Here is a 14,278-nt window from a genome sequence, read left to right on the forward strand (position 1 = left end):
CCCGGGACGCGTCAAGTATTCGTTAACGCTAGAATTGCGTCGCAGGAACAGTGCTCACCAGCACATTCCATTCGGTTATATGGACCCCTCCCCCGATGATCTCCCTTCGTAATTTCGCCTTGCGCCGCGGCGAGCGGCTGCTGTTGTCCAATGTCGACCTGACCCTGCACGCCGGTTACCGGGTAGGTGTGGTCGGCCGCAACGGTGCTGGCAAGTCCAGCCTGTTCGCGGCGGTGAAGGGCGAGCTGGAGGCCGACAAGGGGGATGTCGACCTGCCCGGCAAGGTGCGCATCGCCAGCGTGGCCCAGGAAACCCCGTCGCTGCCGGATCCGGCGCTGAGCTTCGTGCTGGGCGGCGATACCGAGGTGGCCGCGGTGCTGGCCGAAGAGGCCGAGGCGACCGCCCGCGAAGACTGGGAGGCGGTGGCCAACGCGCACACCAAGATGGCCGAGATGGGGGCCTACGACGCCGAAGCGCGTGCCGGCAAGCTGCTGCACGGCCTCGGCTTCCCCGCCGAGACGCACCACCGTGCGGTGTCCTCGTTCTCCGGCGGCTGGCGCGTGCGCCTGAACCTGGCCCGCGCGCTGATGATGCCCAGCGACCTGCTGCTGCTCGACGAACCGACCAACCACCTGGATCTGGACGCGGTGTACTGGCTGGAACAGTGGCTGCTGAAGTACCCGGGCACCCTGCTGCTGATCTCGCATGACCGCGAGTTCCTCGACAACGTGGCCACCCACACCCTGCACCTGCACGGCGGCGGCGCCAAGCTCTACCCGGGCGGCTACACCGATTTCGAGCGCCAGCGCGCCGAACAGCTGCGCCAGCAGCAGATCGCGCACGAGAAGGAACAGGCCGAGCGCGCCCACCTGCAGAGCTTCATCGACCGTTTCAAGGCGCAGGCCAGCAAGGCCGCGCAGGCGCAGAGCCGCATGAAGCGCCTGGCCAAGCTGGCCGGCACCGAAGCGGTGCGCGCCGAGCGCGAGTTCCGCATCGAGTTCGCGCCGCCGGCCAAGCTGCCGTTCTCGCTGATCCGCCTGAACCACGTCGAGGCCGGTTACGGCAAGGACGCGGTGATCCTGCACAACGTCGGCTTCGGCCTGGAAGCGGGACAGCGCATCGGCCTGCTCGGGCCGAACGGTGCGGGCAAGACCACCCTGGTGAAGACCCTGGTGGGCGAACTTGCACCGATCGTCGGCGAGCGCATGGCGCACCCGGACCTGAAGATCGGCTACTTCGCCCAGCACACCGTGGAATCGCTGCACGAAGGCCAATCGCCGATGGAGCACTTCCGCGAGATCGCCCCGGACGCACCGAACCAGTCCTTCCGCGATTTCCTCGGCAAGTGGAACTTCCCGGGCGATCGTGCATTCGAGCCGGTTGATGGCTTCTCCGGTGGCGAGCGCGCGCGCCTGGCGCTGGCGCTGATCGCCTGGCAGCAGCCGAACGTGCTGCTGCTGGACGAACCGACCAACCACCTTGACCTGGAAATGCGCGAAGCACTGGCCGAAGCGCTGGCCACCTTCGAAGGCGCGATCGTGATGGTCTCGCATGACCGCCACCTGATCGGCCTGGTCTGCGATACCTATTGGCGCGTGGCCGATGGTGTGGTCGAACCGTTCGATGGCGACCTGGACGCGTACGCCGCGTGGCTGCGCACCCGCCCGCAGGCGCAGGGCACCAAGGCGCGCATGGAGCAGGTGGAAGAGCCGGTGGTGGTCAAGACCGCACCGGTGGCGCAGGTGGTGCAGAAGAAGCCGGTGAACCCGCACAAGCTGGCCGCTGCCGAGGCCAAGGTGGCCGAACTGGAGAGCGCGCTGGCCGAGCTCGACCGCCAGCTGGCCGATCCGGCCAACTACGCCGATGCGACCCGCATGGCGGTGATCGGACGTGACCGCGAAACCACCGCGGCGCAGCTGGAAAAAGCTGAGGCAGCGTGGATGGAGCTGCTGGAGTCCTGAGCACGCAAAAAAGGGGACGGAGGGGATTAAGTCGTTTGTGCCACAAACGACTTAATCCCCTCCGTCCCCGTTTCTTTCTGATCGGTAGTGCCGGCCGCTGGCCGGCAGCGCGATGCGCTCACAAGGATCCAGGGGTTGCCGGCCAGCGGCCGGCACTACCTACGCGCCCTGCGCCTGCAGCCACTCGCGGAAGCGCTTGGCCGGCTCGCGCTCGGCGCGCGAACGCAATCGCGTCAGCCAGTAGCGGCCCAGCTCCAGCGTGGTGCCGAACGGCTGCAGCAGGCGGCCTTCGGCCAGTTCCTGCTCGAACATGCGCAGGGGCAGCAGCGCCACGCCGGCTCCCCCTGCGGCGGCCATCGCCACGGTCAGCGAGGAATCGAACACCGGCCCGCGCGCTTCCACACCGCTGACGCCGGCCGCCTGCAGCCAACGTGGCCATTCGTCGCTGCGGTAGGAGCGCAACAACGGCAGTGTGGCCAGGTCGCGCGGCTGCTTCAGCCGCCGCGCCAATGCCGGTGCGCACAGCGGCGCGAACGGGGCATCCAGGATCGCCGTGCAGGCCTGTCCCTGCCAGTCGCCATCACCGAAGCGGATCGCCAGGTCCAGCCCTTCGCCGGCCAGGTCGATGCGGTTGTTGTGGGTCTGCAGGCGCAGCTCGATGTCCGGGTGCGCCGCCTCGAACGCGGCCAGCCGTGGCAGCAGCCAGCCGGTGGCAAAGGTACCCACCACGCCCAGCGTGAGTACTTCCCGGGCCGGCCCGCCGGTGTAGCGCGCAATGCTGGCGGAGATGCGTTCAAACGATTCGTTGAGCACCGGATACAGCGCCGCGCCCTCGTCGGTCAGCGCCACGCCGCGCGGCAGGCGATGGAACAGGCGGATGCCGAGCCGGTCTTCCAGGCCCCGGATCTGGTGGCTCAGTGCGGCCTGGCTGACGCACAGCTCCAGCGCGGCTCGGGTGAAGTTCTGGTGACGGGCGGCCGCCTCGAACGCACGCAGCGCGTTCAGTGGCAGGGTGGGGTGCAGCATCGGAGAGCCGTGAGCCAGGGTGATGGCTGATCCTACCCGTTCAATGAGGAATTTCGTAAATCTCAAATAGTTGATCGCGTCAGGCATGAATTCAACTTATGGGTTGCCCTGATTTTTCGCGCTGGTCGGTCGCAGGGGAGGCGCCAATAATCGGGCGGTCACCAGGAGAAACCCTATGCTCGCCCGTCGCCGATTCCTGCAGTTCAGTGGTGCTGCCGTTGCTTCCTCGCTGCTTGCCCCGGCGCTGGCGCGAGCTGTTTCCCCAGCGTCCGGCATACCCGCCGCCATTGCCGGCGCCGCCGATTTCGCCGCGCTGGAGAAAGCCAGCGGTGGCCGCCTGGGCGTCACCGTGCTGAATACCGGTAACGGCCGTCGCATCGGCGGGCATCGGCAGGATGAGCGCTTCCCGATGTGCAGCACGTTCAAGTCGCTGCTGGTTGCCCATGTGCTGAGCCTTGCCGATGCAGGCCGCGTTTCGCTCGACACCCGTGTGCCCATCGCCGGGAAGGATCTGCTGTCCTACGCCCCGGTGGCGCGCCGCCATGTGGGCAAGGACCTGACTGTCCGCGACCTGTGCCGGGGCACGCTGACCACCAGCGACAACACGGCGGCCAACCTGCTGCTGGAGGTGGTGGGCGGGCCGTCGGCGCTGACGGCATTCCTGCGCGGGCAGGGCGACAGCATTACCCGCAATGACCGCAACGAGCCGGACGTGAATCTGTTCGTGAAGGGAGACCCGCGCGATACCACCAGCCCGGCCGCGATGGCCACCAGCCTGGCCCGCTTCGCGGTGGGCAATGGCCTGCAGCCTGCATCGCGCCAGCAGTTCGCCGATTGGCTCATCGACAACCAGACCGGCGATGCCTGCCTGCGCGCCGGGCTGGGCACGCGCTGGCGGGTGGGGGACAAGACCGGCAGCAACGGTGATGACACGCGCAACGACATCGCCGTGCTGTGGCCGCATGGGGGCGGCACGGCGTGGGTGGTCACCGCCTATCTGCAGGGCGCGTCGGTCGATGACGACCAGCGCGCAGCGGTGCTTGCACGGGTGGGCGCGCTGGCCGATGCAATGATCGGATGAGGTAACCGGGGTCATTCGAAATGGCTTGCCGGATCGGTCGGGCACGCGCATCCTGCGCGCGTTCGAACCCCACGGAAGACCCCGATGAGCCATGAGTTGATCTACCTGCTGCTGATCTTCGCGCTGCTGGTGATCCCGCGCGCGCTGCAGCGCTTCAGCCTGCCCGCACCGCTGACCTGCCTGCTGTTCGGCATCATCGGCATGCTGTGGCTGGGCGACCAGGCGCATGACGCGGTGATCGGCCTGCTGGCCACGCTGGGGATTTCCTCGCTGTTCCTGTTCGCAGGCCTGGAGGTGGATCTGCAGGCGCTGCGGCGCGGCATGTGGCCGTTGCTGGCGCATCTGGTGATCCGCAGTGCCACGCTGTTCGGGGTCGGCTGGTTGGCCTGGCGCTACGCGGGCCTGCCGTGGCAGGCGGCCGGACTGCTGGCGCTGGCGCTGCTGACACCGTCCACCGGCTTCATCATGGACTCGCTGTCGCGGCTGGGCCTGAGCGAAGACGAGCGGTTCTGGGTCACCAGCAAGGCCATCGCCGGCGAACTGCTGGCGCTGGCGGCATTGTTCATTGTGCTGCAGGCCGGCGACCCGGGCCACATGGCGCTGTCCAGCCTGGCCCTGCTGGCGATGATGGTGGGCCTGCCGCTGCTGTTCATCGCGCTGGGACGCTGGGTGGCGCCGCACGCCCCCGGTTCGGAGTTCTCGCTGCTGGTGATGGTGGGCATGGTGGCCGCCTACATCACCTACCTGCTGGGCGTGTACTACCTGGTGGGCGCCTTCATCGCCGGCCTGGTCGCGCGCCTGCTGCACCAGCGCATGCCGCTGCTGGCCTCGCACGAGAACCTGCACGCGCTGCGCCTGTTCGCCTCGTTCTTCGTGCCGTTCTACTTCTTCAACGCTGGCACCAAGGTGCCCAGCGAAGCGCTCAGTTTCGAGGCGCTGGGGCTGGGCATCGTGATCACCCTGGTGGTACTGCCGCTGCGCATCGGCGTGGTCTGGCTGCAGCGCCGGGTGATGTTCGGCGAGAGCTTCCGCAGCAGCCTGCGCGTCTCGCTGGCGCTGGCACCGACCCTGATCTTCACCCTGGTGCTGGCGGCGATCATGCGCGAGCGCTTCCAGATTCCGGCGGTGCTGTTCGGCGCGCTGCTGCTGTACGCCGCACTGACCACGCTGTTGCCGTCGCTGGTGTTCCGCACGCCGTTCGACGTCGATCCGGTCGAGCAGGAACCTGCGGGCGAGGGCGAAATCGCACCGGTCGCGGCCACCGACGCGGGCCATGCCGAGCCGCTGAAGGCACCACTGCCACCGCCGGGCTGAGCCGCAGCCGCGTGCAGCGGCTTGCACTCCGGTGCGCCAACGCAGACACTGCGCGCCCGTGAAGCGCGCCCTGCCGTGGGCGGCCACTGTCAGGAGCAACAGGCGTGACCCAGGAAAGCAACCCAGACCGCAGCCTGTTGCCGGGCAAGATCCTGTTGTGGTTTTCGGCGGCCGCGCTGCTGATCCTGCTGGCCTGCAGCTGGTCGATGCCCCCGGTCGATGCCTCCGGTTTCCGGCAGACGCAGACTGCACTGTCGATCGACTGGTTGCTGCGCGGCGGCCCCTGGCTGGACTACGTGACCCCGGTGCTGGGCGCGCCCTGGTCGATTCCCTTCGAATTCCCCTTCTACCAGTGGTTGGCGGCGTTGCTGTCCAGCCTCACCGGCATGAGCGCCGACAACAGCGGGCGCCTGGTGTCTGCGCTCTTCCATGTCGGCTGCGTGTGGCTGGTCTACCGCACGCTGCTGGCGTGGCGCCCCGACCGCACGCTGGCGCTGTGCGTGGCCGGCGCATTTGCCGTCTCGCCGTACGCGCAGTTCTGGGGGCGCTCGGTGATGATGGAGTCCAGCGCCGTGTTCTTCGGCCTGCTCTTTGTCTGGGCGATGGCGCGCCTGCGCAGCCAGCCGCGCGCGTGGGTGGGCGTGGTTGCCATCGTCGCCGCGGTGCTGTCGGCGGCCATCAAGGTCACCTCGTTCTTCGGATTTGCCGCGTTCGTTGCGCTGGCCTTCCTGTGGCTGGCGCTGCGTGAACATGGCTGGCGCCCGCAATGGCTGCGGCAGCATTGGCGCCTGCTGTTCTGGGGTGGCCTGTCCGCACTTGCCGTGCTGGCCACGCTCACCCTGTGGCTGCAGCATGCCGACGCGCTGAAGGCGCAGTCGGCGCTGGGCCGGCAGATCACCTCCGATGCGTTGTCCACCTGGAACTACGGCACCCTGCAGCAGCGCCTGGATCCGGCCACCTGGTGGGGCACGGTGTTCAAGAAGCGCTTCTCCGGTGCGATCGGCTCCAACTGGATCTTCCTCATCTTCGTCATCGCCGGGCTGTGGCAGAAGCGCACGCGCGCAGCGGTGGGGATCCTGCTGCTGGCCTACCTGGCGCCGTTCCTGGTCTTCACCAACCTGCACATCGCCCATCCCTACTACCAGGCGGCCAACATCGTGTTCGCCACCTCGATCATCGGCCTGGTGCTGTGGTCGACGGTGCTGGCGGCCGAAGCGGCGGGCAAGCCGCGCCGCGGCGTCGCGCTGGCGATCGTCCTGTGCGTGCTGTCGGTGGGCTTCGGCCTGGTGAAGTCGCTGAAGGACATCAGGGAAGCGCGCGAGCCGACAGCGGTTTCGCAGATTGCCGAGGCCATCCGTACCGGCACGACGGCGCAGGGCGTGGTGGTCGCGTTCGGGCAGGACTGGTCCTCCGAACTGCCGTACTTCTCCGGCCGCCGCGCGGTGATGATTCCAGACTGGGCGTCGGACGAGGTGCTCGCGTCGCTGGCCGCCGACGATGCCGCGCTGGGTGGGCTGCCGCTGGCCGCACTGGTCAACTGCCCCAGCCAGGTGGGAAGCAGCCCCGGACGCGTGCAGTGGCAGGCGGAGATCATCCGCCGCTATGCCGCCGGTGGCCAGAAGCAGGAGATCGGCGGCTGCGAGGTCTGGCTGCACCGATGAGGTGACGTGGCCGGTGCGCAGGGTTTGCGCGCACCGGCCCGGGTCGTTAGGGTTGGGGGCATGAAACTGCCTGCCGTTGCTGCTGCTTCCGCCCTCCTGCTCACCCTTGCTGCCTGCTCGCAGCGTTCCGAGTCGGTCGCCCATGATCTGGCGACCGCACCGGCCGATGCCTTCATGGCGGCCATCGCCGCGCATTGCGGCCAGGCCTTCGAGGGCCGGGTGGTGGAGGACACGCCGGCACCCACCGGCAAGGACCCGTTCGCCGGCCAGCGCCTGGTCATGCATGTGCGCGGCTGTGCCGACCCGGCCCATGAGCTGCGGATCCCCTTCCATGTCGGTGATGACCATTCGCGCACGTGGGTGCTGACCCGTACCGAAAATGGCCTGCGGCTGAAGCACGATCATCGCCACCCGGATGGCAGCGCCGATGCGATCACCCTCTATGGCGGCGACAGCACGCCGCCGGGCACCGCCGAGCGGCAGCAGTTCCCGGCCGACACCGATTCCGTGGCGATGTTCCGTCGTGCCGACATGCGGGCCTCCACCTTCAACACCTGGGCGATGGAAATCGATCCGGACCAGACCTTCGTCTACGAGCTGACGCGACCGGAAGGCCGGCGCTTCCGGGTGAAGTTCGACCTGAGCAGGCCGGTCGACCTGCCGCCGCCACCGTGGGGCGACGACAAGGCACCCGCACCCTGACCCCGGAAAGATCCCCAGTGGATCCACGCCATGCGTGGATGCGGGATACCTGACCGGGGTCAGCGCCCTGGCCGTCGGCCAGGGATCCGACCCCGGGGCTCAGCGCGCGCCGAAGCGCGCCCGGCAGCCGTTGCTCACCCACACCTGGCCGCGCGAATAGCCCCAGCTGCGGCCTTCCTGGCAGGCACTGCCGGACAGCTGCTGCTGCAGCACCGGCCGGCCCTGGCGCTCATCCCAGTCGCAGTTCTGCGTGCGGTTGTTGTTGCTGCTGCAGGTGATCGAATAATTGCTGTTGCCGCCGCCCCAGCCACCGCCGCCGCCGCCCCAGCCGCGGGCCTCGGCGAACTCGGCGCGGCAGCCGTTGCTGACCCAGACCGCGCCGTTGCGCACGCCCCAGGTGCGGCCTTCGTCGCAGGGGCTGCCGGAGAGCTGGCGGACCAGGCGGGCGTTGCGCCAGCCGACCGGGCAGCTGCGCTCACGGTTGCTCTGGCTCTCGCAGCGGATGGTTTCGCCGGGACGGCCGTTGTTGCCGCCCCAGCCACCGCCATTGCCGCCGCCCCAGCCGCCGCGGGCTTCAACGAACTCGGCGCGGCAGCCATTGCTGACCCAGATGCTGCCATTGCGGCTGCCCCAGGTGCGGCCCTCGTCGCAGGCGCTGCCGGACAGCTGGCGGACCAGCTGCGCATTGCGCCAGCCTGTGCTGCAGACACGTTCACGGTTGTTCTGGCTTTCGCAGCGGATCACCCCGTCCTGCGCAGCGGCCGGAGCAGAGGGCAGGGCGAGCACGGCCAGAGTGCTCAGGGTCACGGCCAGGCTGGCCAGGGACAACGATTTCATGGCGGCATCCCATACGGTGGCAGGTGCCCGACTATAGGGACCGGGGCGATCAAGCCGGCGTGACTGCCCGGATTTGCCCCGGCCGGGGCCTCGGCCGCAGAATACGAGGCTTTCCGGCCCCCATCCGGTGCCGGCGTTCTCCAGCGGAGCTTCCCCCATGCGTACCCACTTCTGCGGCCTGGTCGACGAGACCCTGATTGGCCAGACTGTCACCCTCGCCGGCTGGACCGACGTGGCCCGTAACCAGGGCGGCGTCTGCTTCATCGATCTCCGGGATCATGAAGGCATCGTGCAGGTGACCGTGGAGGCCGACAACGCCGAAGTGTTCGCCGTGGCCGCGTCGCTGGGCTACGAGGACGTACTGCAGGTGGAAGGCGTCGTGCGCGCCCGCCACGCGGTGAACGACAAGATGCGCACCGGCAAGGTGGAAGTGATCGCCACGGCCATCACCGTGCTGAACAAGGCCGCGCCGCTGCCGTTCCACGCCCACGAGAACCCGGGCGAGGAAACCCGCCTGAAGTACCGCTACCTGGACCTGCGCCGCCCGGAAATGCAGCGCATGCAGCGCACCCGCATCAAGCTGGTGCAGGCCCTGCGCCGCCACCTGGACGAAAAGGGCTTCCAGGACATCGAGACCCCGATCCTGACCAAGGCCACCCCGGAAGGCGCACGCGACTTCCTGGTGCCGGCGCGCATGCACCCGGGCGAGTTCTACGCCCTGCCGCAGAGCCCGCAGCTGTTCAAGCAGATCCTGATGGTGGCCGGATTCGACCGCTACTACCAGATCGCGCGCTGCTTCCGCGACGAAGCGCTGCGCGCCGACCGCCAGCTGGAATTCACCCAGCTGGACATGGAGTTCGCCTTCGTCCGCGAGCGCGACGTGCAGGACTTCGTCGAGGACATGATCCGCGCCATCTTCAAGGAGGTGGTCGATGTCGAGCTGGATGCCAGCTTCCCGCGCATGACCTGGGCCGAGGCGATGCGTCGCTATGGTTCGGACAAGCCGGACCTGCGCATCGCGCTGGAACTGGTCGATGTGGCTGAACTGGTCAAGGACAGCGAGTTCCCGGTGTTCACCGGCCCGGCCAACGATGCCGAAGGCCGCGTCGCCGCGCTGCGCATCCCGGGCGGCGCGTCGCTGAGCCGCAAGCAGATCGACGAGTACGCCGCGCATGCCGCCAAGTACGGCGCCAAGGGCCTGGCTTACATCAAGATCGCCGACAACGGCGAAGTCAGCTCGCCGATCCAGAAGTTCTTCAGCGAAGAGCGCTTCGCCGCGCTGGTGGCCCATGTCGGTGCCGGCAACGGCGACATCGTGTTCTTCGGTGCCGGTGGCTACAACAAGGTCTCCGACTTCATGGGCGCGCTGCGCCTGAAGGCCGGCAAGGACTTCGGCCTGGTTGCCGGCGGCTGGGCGCCGCTGTGGGTCACCGACTTCCCGATGTTCGAGTGGGACGAGGAAGAACAGCGCTACGTCGCCCTGCATCACCCCTTCACCGCACCGGCCGTGGACGATATCGCCGACCTGCGCGCCAACGCCCGTACCGCCGTCTCGCGCGGTTACGACATGGTGCTCAACGGCAATGAAATCGGCGGCGGTTCGATCCGTATCCACCGTCCGGACATGCAGAGTGCGGTCTTCGAACTGCTGGGCATCGGTGCCGAAGAGGCCCGCGCCAAGTTCGGCTTCCTGCTCGACGCGCTGAACTACGGCGCGCCGCCGCACGGTGGCATCGCCTTCGGCATCGACCGCATCGCCGCCCTGATGGCCGGCACGGAGTCGATCCGCGACGTCATCCCGTTCCCGAAGACCACCGGTGCACAGGATCTGATGACCGACGCGCCGTCGCCGATCGTCGACGCGCAGCTGGCCGAAGTGCACATCCAGGTTCGCCCCAAGACCAACTGATCAGGAGATCCAGGCAATGACCGAATTTGCGTTTTCGCTGGAGTGGGAAAAGCTGGGCAATGAAGGCTCCGAGGCCACCCTGGTCACCGAGCGTGCACGCGTGTTCGGTGGTTGGCTGGTCCGTGTCGGTACCAACCCGGCGGCGATGGCGCTGACCTTCGTCGCCGACGGCGAAGGCCGTTGGGACGGTGAGGACTTCGGCGTCGAGGATTACGAGGACGACGAAGAGGAAGAGTACGACGAGGACGAGGACGGCGAGGAAGAAGAGGACGAAGAGGAATACGAGGAAGAGGACGAGGACGAAGACGAAGAAGCGGAATCGCCTGAAAAGGCTTGACCGGCGCTTCGCCCTGGCGTCAACTTCCTGCATGTATTCGATCCGCCGCGCCACCGTGGACGACGCGCCGACCCTGTCGGCGCTGGCCGCCCGCACGTTCACCGAAACCTTCGGCCATCTGTATCCACCGCAGGACCTGCAGGCCTTCCTCGAAGAGGCCTACTCGGTCGAGCGCCAGCGCGTGATCCTGGCCCACCCCGATTACGCGGTGTGGCTGCTGGAACTGGACGGGGAGGCGGTCGGCCATGCCGCCGCCGGCCCCTGCGGCCTGCCGCATCCGGAGGTGAAACCCGGTGACGGCGAACTCAAGCGTCTGTACCTGATCAAGACCCAGCAGAGCTGCGGCTGGGGCAGCCGCCTGCTGGAAACCGCACTGGCCTGGCTGGAGCACGAAGGCCCGCGCACGCTCTGGCTGGGGGTATGGTCGGAGAACTTCGGCGCGCAGCGCTTCTATGCACGCTACGGTTTCGAGAAGGCCGGCGAGTACCTGTTCCCGGTTGGCGATACCAACGATCTGGAATTCATTCTGCGCCGCGCACCGCGCGCGTCCTGACGTTCACCGCGGCTTGCTGCGCGCGCGTGTTCAATCACCCCACGTTCCTGCCCCGCTGACCGCCAGGCTGTTTGCATGACTCCCCCCGTACTGCTGCTGCATGGCATCTGGAATGCCCGCGCCTGGGTCGGGCCGCTGGCCTGGCGCCTGCGCGCGCGCGGCTTCCAGGTGCATGCGTTCGGCTACTCCTCGGTGTTCGGCGGCCCCGACGTGGCCGTGCCGCAGCTGCTGGAGCGGCTGGCCGACGCCGGCCCGTTGTCGCTGGTCGGCCACAGCCTGGGCGGACTGCTGGCGCTGGAGGCGCTGCGGCGCAACCCGGAACTGCCGGTGCAGCGCGTGGTCTGCCTCGGTTCGCCGCTGCGCGGCAGTGGGACCGCGCGCTCGTTGTCCGAGCACGGCTGGGGCCTGGCGCTGGGGCGCAGCAGCGAATTGTTGCTTGATGGCCTGCCGGACTGGCAGGGCAATGCCGAAGTCGGGCTGATCGCCGGATCGGTGCCGCATGGGCTGGGCAGCCTGCTGGGCGCGATCGACGATGCGTCCGACGGCACCGTGGCACTGGCCGAGACGCGGCTGCCGGGCCTGGCCGACCATTGCGTGGTCCGCACCAGCCACAGCGGCCTGGTGGTGTCGCCTGATGCCGCGCGGCAGACCGCGCATTTCCTGCGCCACGGCCACTTCGACCACAGCCGCGACGCGGCGGCGGCCTAGAGGCAGGGAACGCAGGGCCGCCTTGCAGCGCCGAGCCCATGCTCGGCGGCATTCCGTCGGGCCGATTGAGCCGAGCATTGGCTCGGCGCTACAACAATAGGGGGCCTAGACACGGTTGCCGCCCCCGATCAGGTAGAATCCGCGCCTTGATCCTGAAGCAGCCAAACGGTAGCACCCATGGGTAGAGGCCCCTCCATCGAAGCCCGCAAGAACGCGTCCGACGCGAAGCGCGGCAAGATTTTCACCAAGATCATCCGCGAGATCGGCGTTGCCGCGCGCGGCGGTGGAGGCGACCCCAACAACAACCCGCGCCTGCGCGTGGCGGTGGACAAGGGCCTGGCCGTGAACATGTCCAAGGACGTGATCGAGCGCGCCATCAAGAAGGCCACCGGTGAACTGGAAGGCGTCGATTACGAGGAAATCCGCTACGAGGGCTATGCCCCGGGTGGCGTGGCCGTGATCGTCGACTGCCTGACCGACAACCGCGTGCGCACCGTGGCCGACGTCCGCCATGCGTTCAGCAAGTGCGGCGGCAACATGGGCACCGAAGGCTCGGTAGCCTTCATGTTCAAGCGCCTGGGCGTGCTCAGCTTCGCCCCCGGCGCCGACGAGGAAACGATCACCGAAGCGGCCATCGAGGCCGGCGCAGACGACATCGTGGTCTATCCCGACGACGGTTCAATCGACGTGGTCACCAGCCCTGACGCGTTCAACGCGGTCAAGGACGCGATGGCCGCTGCCGGGCATGTCGCCGACCACGCCGAGATCACCTTCCGCGCCGACAACGACATCAAGGTCGAGGGCGAGGTCGCCCTGCAGGTCAAGAAGCTGCTGGACATGCTCGAAGACCTGGACGACGTGCAGAACGTGTATTCCAACGCCGAACTCGGCGCCGACGCCTACGCCTGAGCCGTCCCCGACGGCCTGGGCGCGGGCCGTTGAACGGTCACCGCGGACAGTCATGAGCCCATACGCCTGCCAGCGCACTCCGTTCCGCCCCGCCAGGAGCGCGGCATGACCCGCATCCTCGGCATCGATCCCGGTTCGCAGCGGACCGGGGTCGGCATCATCGATGTCGATGCTGCCGGCCGCGTCAGTTACGTGCACCACCAGCCGCTGGTGCTGCTGGGCGCCGACGACTTCCCGCAGCGCATGAAACTGCTGGTGCTGGGCCTGGCCGACCTGTGCCGCGAGTACCAGCCGCACGAAGTGGCCATCGAAAAGGTGTTCATGGCGCGCAATCCCGATTCGGCGCTGAAGCTGGGCCAGGCCCGCGGCGCGGCGATCTCGGCGGTGGTGCTGCGCGACCTGCCGGTGCACGAATACGCTGCCAGCGAGATCAAGCTCGCCGTGGTGGGCCGTGGTGGCGCCGAAAAGCAACAGGTTCAACACATGGTCGGGCTCATGCTCAACCTGAAAACCAAGCTGCAGGCCGACGCGGCCGACGCGTTGGCGGTGGCGATCACCCATGCCCACGTAAGGGCAACGGCCAACCGCCTGGGGCTCAGTGCCCGCCAGGCGTGGGGCCGCAAATGAGGAGCTGCACGCAATGATCGGTCGACTGCGCGGCATCGTCGCCTACAAGGCGCCGCCGTGGCTGGTGGTGGACGTGAACGGAGTGGGCTACGAACTGGAGGCGCCGATGAGCACCTTCTACGACCTGCCCGAGCTCGGCCGCGAGGTCACCCTGTACACCCACTACGCGCAGAAGGAGGACAGCGTCTCGCTGTACGGCTTCCTGCGCGAGGGCGAGCGGCGCCTGTTCCGCGACGTGCAGAAGGTCAGCGGTATCGGCGCGAAGATCGCGCTGGCCGTGCTGTCCGGCGTCAGCGTCGAGGAATTCGCGCGGATGGTCCAGGCCGGCGACATCACCGCATTGACCCGCATCCCGGGTATCGGCAAGAAGACTGCCGAGCGCATGGTGCTGGAACTGCGTGACCGTGCCGCCCAGTTCGGTGCCGGCGGCGCGCTGCCCACCGGCAGCGGCCCGGCGCCGGCCGATCCGCTGTCCGATGCCACCGTGGCCCTGCAGCAGCTGGGCTACAAGCCGGCCGAAGCGGCCCGCATGGCCCGCGATGCCTTCAATGAAGGCGACGAAGTGGCCACCGTGATCCGCAAGGCGCTGCAGTCGGCGCTGCGCTGAACGGCCTTCCTTTCCCTCAACGAACCGCCTGAGCTTCGCCAGGAGT

General features: G+C 68.1%; 14 protein-coding genes. 12 read left to right on the top strand and 2 right to left on the bottom strand.

Annotated elements, in window-relative coordinates; genetic code table 11:
- Window positions 1-95 precede the first annotated feature (95 nt).
- A complete protein-coding gene (locus tag AC5P9I_RS04315; protein WP_032958937.1) occupies window positions 96-1,961 on the top strand; it encodes an ABC-F family ATP-binding cassette domain-containing protein in 1,866 nt (621 codons plus the stop codon).
- Between the two features lie 159 nt (window positions 1,962-2,120).
- Here the strand turns inward: AC5P9I_RS04315 and ampR are convergent, their stop codons facing one another.
- A complete protein-coding gene (gene ampR / locus AC5P9I_RS04320) occupies window positions 2,121-2,987 on the bottom strand; it encodes a LysR family transcriptional regulator AmpR (RefSeq protein WP_049465574.1) in 867 nt (288 codons plus the stop codon).
- 175 nt (window positions 2,988-3,162) lie between these two features.
- On the opposite strand from ampR, the gene blaL2 reads away from it, so the two are divergent.
- The 4 genes from blaL2 to AC5P9I_RS04340 all read left to right on the top strand — a co-directional run bounded on the left by blaL2 (window position 3,163) and on the right by AC5P9I_RS04340 (window position 7,745).
- Window positions 3,163-4,068 carry a L2 family extended-spectrum class A beta-lactamase gene (gene blaL2 / locus AC5P9I_RS04325; RefSeq protein ID WP_057494722.1) on the top strand — a complete coding sequence of 302 codons (906 nt, stop codon included), beginning with the start codon at window positions 3,163-3,165 and terminating at the stop codon, window positions 4,066-4,068.
- Between the two features lie 84 nt (window positions 4,069-4,152).
- Window positions 4,153-5,382 carry a cation:proton antiporter gene (locus AC5P9I_RS04330; protein ID WP_049465566.1) on the top strand — a complete coding sequence of 410 codons (1,230 nt, stop codon included), beginning with the start codon at window positions 4,153-4,155 and terminating at the stop codon, window positions 5,380-5,382.
- Window positions 5,383-5,486: 104 nt separating this feature from the next.
- A complete protein-coding gene (locus AC5P9I_RS04335; RefSeq protein WP_049465563.1) occupies window positions 5,487-7,043 on the top strand; it encodes an ArnT family glycosyltransferase in 1,557 nt (518 codons plus the stop codon).
- Between the two features lie 60 nt (window positions 7,044-7,103).
- The gene (locus AC5P9I_RS04340; RefSeq protein ID WP_049465561.1) at window positions 7,104-7,745 is read left to right on the top strand and encodes a hypothetical protein; all 642 of its coding nucleotides are present in this window, start codon (window positions 7,104-7,106) and stop codon (window positions 7,743-7,745) included.
- A 99-nt stretch (window positions 7,746-7,844) separates the two neighbouring features.
- Here the strand turns inward: AC5P9I_RS04340 and AC5P9I_RS04345 are convergent, their stop codons facing one another.
- Window positions 7,845-8,582, bottom strand: coding sequence for a DUF3011 domain-containing protein (locus AC5P9I_RS04345; RefSeq protein WP_049465559.1), 738 nt, complete (start codon window positions 8,580-8,582; stop codon window positions 7,845-7,847).
- 157 nt (window positions 8,583-8,739) lie between these two features.
- On the opposite strand from AC5P9I_RS04345, the gene aspS reads away from it, so the two are divergent.
- The 7 genes from aspS to ruvA all read left to right on the top strand — a co-directional run bounded on the left by aspS (window position 8,740) and on the right by ruvA (window position 14,232).
- A complete protein-coding gene (aspS, locus tag AC5P9I_RS04350; protein ID WP_049465557.1) occupies window positions 8,740-10,491 on the top strand; it encodes an aspartate--tRNA ligase in 1,752 nt (583 codons plus the stop codon).
- Window positions 10,492-10,507: 16 nt separating this feature from the next.
- Window positions 10,508-10,828 carry a hypothetical protein gene (locus tag AC5P9I_RS04355; protein WP_049465555.1) on the top strand — a complete coding sequence of 107 codons (321 nt, stop codon included), beginning with the start codon at window positions 10,508-10,510 and terminating at the stop codon, window positions 10,826-10,828.
- Between the two features lie 31 nt (window positions 10,829-10,859).
- Entirely contained in the window at window positions 10,860-11,381 is a 522-nt protein-coding gene (locus AC5P9I_RS04360; protein WP_049465553.1) for a GNAT family N-acetyltransferase, read from the top strand.
- 75 nt (window positions 11,382-11,456) lie between these two features.
- Entirely contained in the window at window positions 11,457-12,089 is a 633-nt protein-coding gene (locus AC5P9I_RS04365) for an esterase/lipase family protein (protein WP_049465551.1), read from the top strand.
- A gap of 177 nt (window positions 12,090-12,266) precedes the next feature.
- The gene (locus tag AC5P9I_RS04370) at window positions 12,267-12,998 is read left to right on the top strand and encodes a YebC/PmpR family DNA-binding transcriptional regulator (RefSeq protein ID WP_049465548.1); all 732 of its coding nucleotides are present in this window, start codon (window positions 12,267-12,269) and stop codon (window positions 12,996-12,998) included.
- A gap of 105 nt (window positions 12,999-13,103) precedes the next feature.
- Window positions 13,104-13,625: a crossover junction endodeoxyribonuclease RuvC gene (ruvC, locus tag AC5P9I_RS04375; protein WP_049465546.1), complete on the top strand. Its 522-nt coding sequence runs from the start codon at window positions 13,104-13,106 to the stop codon at window positions 13,623-13,625.
- 13 nt (window positions 13,626-13,638) lie between these two features.
- Window positions 13,639-14,232 (top strand): Holliday junction branch migration protein RuvA, encoded by a 594-nt coding sequence (gene ruvA / locus AC5P9I_RS04380; RefSeq protein WP_005418517.1) that lies wholly within the window; start codon window positions 13,639-13,641, stop codon window positions 14,230-14,232.
- Window positions 14,233-14,278: the final 46 nt, after the last annotated feature.

The sequence above is a fragment of the Stenotrophomonas sp. YJH_SMC_29 genome, from assembly GCF_059371235.1.

Excerpts from the sequence above, each read along its gene's own strand:
- AC5P9I_RS04315 (WP_032958937.1), top strand. The coding sequence starts at position 96 with ATGATCTCCCTTCGTAATTTCGCCTTGCGCCGCGGCGAGCGGCTGCTG.
- ampR (WP_049465574.1), bottom strand. The coding sequence starts at position 2,987 with ATGCTGCACCCCACCCTGCCACTGAACGCGCTGCGTGCGTTCGAGGCG.
- blaL2 (WP_057494722.1), top strand. The coding sequence starts at position 3,163 with ATGCTCGCCCGTCGCCGATTCCTGCAGTTCAGTGGTGCTGCCGTTGCT.
- AC5P9I_RS04330 (WP_049465566.1), top strand. The coding sequence starts at position 4,153 with ATGAGCCATGAGTTGATCTACCTGCTGCTGATCTTCGCGCTGCTGGTG.
- AC5P9I_RS04340 (WP_049465561.1), top strand. The coding sequence starts at position 7,104 with ATGAAACTGCCTGCCGTTGCTGCTGCTTCCGCCCTCCTGCTCACCCTT.
- AC5P9I_RS04345 (WP_049465559.1), bottom strand. The coding sequence starts at position 8,582 with ATGAAATCGTTGTCCCTGGCCAGCCTGGCCGTGACCCTGAGCACTCTG.
- aspS (WP_049465557.1), top strand. The coding sequence starts at position 8,740 with ATGCGTACCCACTTCTGCGGCCTGGTCGACGAGACCCTGATTGGCCAG.
- AC5P9I_RS04355 (WP_049465555.1), top strand. The coding sequence starts at position 10,508 with ATGACCGAATTTGCGTTTTCGCTGGAGTGGGAAAAGCTGGGCAATGAA.
- AC5P9I_RS04360 (WP_049465553.1), top strand. The coding sequence starts at position 10,860 with ATGTATTCGATCCGCCGCGCCACCGTGGACGACGCGCCGACCCTGTCG.
- AC5P9I_RS04365 (WP_049465551.1), top strand. The coding sequence starts at position 11,457 with ATGACTCCCCCCGTACTGCTGCTGCATGGCATCTGGAATGCCCGCGCC.
- AC5P9I_RS04370 (WP_049465548.1), top strand. The coding sequence starts at position 12,267 with ATGGGTAGAGGCCCCTCCATCGAAGCCCGCAAGAACGCGTCCGACGCG.
- ruvC (WP_049465546.1), top strand. The coding sequence starts at position 13,104 with ATGACCCGCATCCTCGGCATCGATCCCGGTTCGCAGCGGACCGGGGTC.
- ruvA (WP_005418517.1), top strand. The coding sequence starts at position 13,639 with ATGATCGGTCGACTGCGCGGCATCGTCGCCTACAAGGCGCCGCCGTGG.